Here is a 2,595-nt window from a genome sequence, read left to right as displayed (position 1 = left end):
TGCAATTTGCGCCGAGCAGCGGCCACTGGTGCGTTTGCCAGCGGCCACTCGGCGGAGCACAACGGCCACCCTTATTAAGGCTTTTCGATAGGCTGAATGACAACAATGTAGTGCTTCGTTGCCCTCTTCATTATAGCGTTGGCCGATACCTCGTCATTCATGATCATCGCTTTCCAACTCCCAGGTTCACGCTGAGAACAGACAATGGTACTTTTGGATGCTTCAATGCGCTTTTCAAGGATTTCCATCAATACTTTGACTTCCCGTTCATCCATGATTGTATTTAACAAAAAATCGTCCAGGATCAGGAGTTGAAACCCAAGAATCTTTTTTATTTCACGCAGGTATTTTGTATAATCTGCAGATTTCGCAGCAACAAGGCGTTCCAATAATTCGCTGCAATGGCAATAATTAACGCGGTATTTTTCACAAGCAGCCACACCAAGGCTTTTAGCCAGGAACGTCTTACCGCTGTCTGATGGTCCAAGTATGCAGACATTCAGACCGTCTTCAATAAACTGGAGGGTTGACAATACTTTCGGTGCATCGGTCGGCTCATATCGCCGCTGGGAAGAGTCCCTGCACTGCGAGATATCACAAGGCGTGCCGATCAAATGGGCAGTCCGGAGCCGATTGTTAAAACGTTTTGTTGTTTTATCTTCGTATTCCGGTTTCAGAAGTGATGATACCATCTCCAGCCGATCCATGGTAAGAAAATCTGATGACCGGTAGAGTTCATCCAACTTGAGCGCCATCAGCGGGAGTCCGATCATGTTCATCTGTTCTTCCAGATCCATAAGCAGGGAATTAGCGTTTTTCATCATGACGCCCTCCCTTCTGTGCCTGTTCTACAAGGGACTGGCTTTTGGCCAGAAGGCGATTGATATCAGCAGATGCGGAACTCATGACATAAGCGCCTTTATTCTTTTCTTCATTCCTTTGCGAAATCTCAGTACTGTCAGTCAGTTCTTCGGCAATCGCAGGAACAGAGTTCTTAATAAAGGTATAGGTGACTTTATTCAGTCCAAGCGCCTGCCCGCAGCATTCTTCCAGCACTTTTTTTCCGTATCTCTTAGCAAAACCAAGTACGCCAACGCATTGTCGATAGGTCTGCACCTCATATTTCCTGCTGGAGAGGATGTGTTTTATCACCTCCACGGTATTGGGGCCAATCGTCATCGCTTTCTGTATAAAGTATGGACCATTCCATTCGGCCATTTCACGGCTGTTCCCAGGCAGGTGTTCTGGATTTGTGAGCCATTGACCTTTATATTTGGCTCTGGGCCATTCGCAAAGGAGATCGCCTGATAATGCACTGATCTGGATCAGTGTTGCAGTTGCCTTGATAAGTACCCGCTTATGTACGTATTGCCGGGGAACACTATAATACGCATTATCAAAACGGACATGGAAATCACTTGATACTTTGGCCTCTTTCCGTTCCATATAGTGATAAAAAGTAGAAGGCAGCGGCATCAACTCCCCTTTTTCTTCCTGCCAGCGATCATAGCGGCTATAGTCTCGGTTTTTCAGGTTCTGCTCGTTCAGTTCATCCAGCTTCTCCCATAAATCTGTGTTAAACTGTTCAAGGCTGAAGTACTGCCGCTCCTCCAGATCATGGAAAAATCCTTTTTCAAGAATGCCTACGGAGTTCTCTACCGAACTCTTAAATTTGGGCCGCCGTACTTTGGCTGGAAGGATCACAGTACCATTATGCTCGGCCCATTCAGCGTAATCCTTATTAAGCTCCGGCTCGATCCAGTCTTTATTGACCGTCACAGCCTGTTTACAGTTATCGCAAACGACAATGGCAGGAACGCCGCCAAAAAAGCGCAATGCATGATTGTTTACATCAATCCATTGAGGTTCCTTGGTAGAGAGCATCCCTTCTGCGTAAATGTACTGAGAATAGGGAAGCACTGCCACAAATACGACTATCGTACTGAGCTCTCCAGTCAGACGGTTGATCATAGAAAATGTTTTCCCTGCAAAGTCCACCTCCATTTTTTCGCCGATCACAGCATTGAAATGCAGTGTCTCATAGTTCTCCTCACGCCAAGACATATATCGGCCGCAAAACTGGCGATAGGAATAAAATTTTTTTTCTTCTGCCATGCATCGGTTTTTATACCGTCCCCAAAGAAACACCAGCGTCATGTTCTTCCGGCTGTTCATTTGCTTTTCCACTTCAGCAAAGTCGGGAAGCTCAAAGCTTAGATCTCGTCCATCCACTCCATCAGGATTTCTGCCATAGACCAGTTCCGCTATGCCATAGTTGGTAATCCCGGCAGGCAACGGATACGACAGTGATTCACACTGCTCAAACGCTTTCAGGAAATCGTTGACTCCTGATTTGCTTGCACCTATAGCTGCTGCAATCTGCCTGCCAGACATATGCAGGGCATAGTGCTTGATAATGATGTCTTTGTAATCGAGCATACATTACCTCCTCATAATGATGTATTTACCGCACCAGCGGTATTCTTCCATTATGAGGGATGGGGAGTCTTTAAATCAAAAGAAACCCTGGCCGCTCAGCTCCGCATTGCGGCCGTTTTGCTCCGCAAAACCGGCCGTAGTAGGCCGCTATTTGCA

Annotated in this window: 2 protein-coding genes; both read right to left on the bottom strand. The window is 46.6% G+C overall.

Annotation, left to right across the window (positions count from 1 at the left end):
* Positions 1 to 74: 74 nt before the first annotated feature.
* On the bottom strand, positions 75 to 824 hold the full coding sequence (locus LKD70_RS18305) for an ATP-binding protein (protein WP_227709291.1): 750 nt from the start codon (positions 822 to 824) through the stop codon (positions 75 to 77).
* A complete protein-coding gene (istA, locus tag LKD70_RS18300; protein WP_227709290.1) occupies positions 808 to 2,439 on the bottom strand; it encodes an IS21 family transposase in 1,632 nt (543 codons plus the stop codon). The genes LKD70_RS18305 and istA overlap by 17 nt, the downstream gene beginning before the upstream one ends.
* Positions 2,440 to 2,595: the final 156 nt, after the last annotated feature.

This window comes from Ruminococcus turbiniformis (assembly GCF_020687545.1).
GTDB classification, from domain to species: domain Bacteria; phylum Bacillota; class Clostridia; order Lachnospirales; family Lachnospiraceae; genus Mediterraneibacter; species Mediterraneibacter turbiniformis.
The sequence above is the reverse complement of the archived record's forward strand: the minus strand, read 5'-3'. Positions and strand labels throughout refer to the sequence as shown.

Coding starts and splice junctions, on each gene's coding strand:
- LKD70_RS18305 (WP_227709291.1), bottom strand. CDS start 824: ATGATGAAAAACGCTAATTCCCTGCTTATGGATCTGGAAGAACAGATG.
- istA (WP_227709290.1), bottom strand. CDS start 2,439: ATGCTCGATTACAAAGACATCATTATCAAGCACTATGCCCTGCATATG.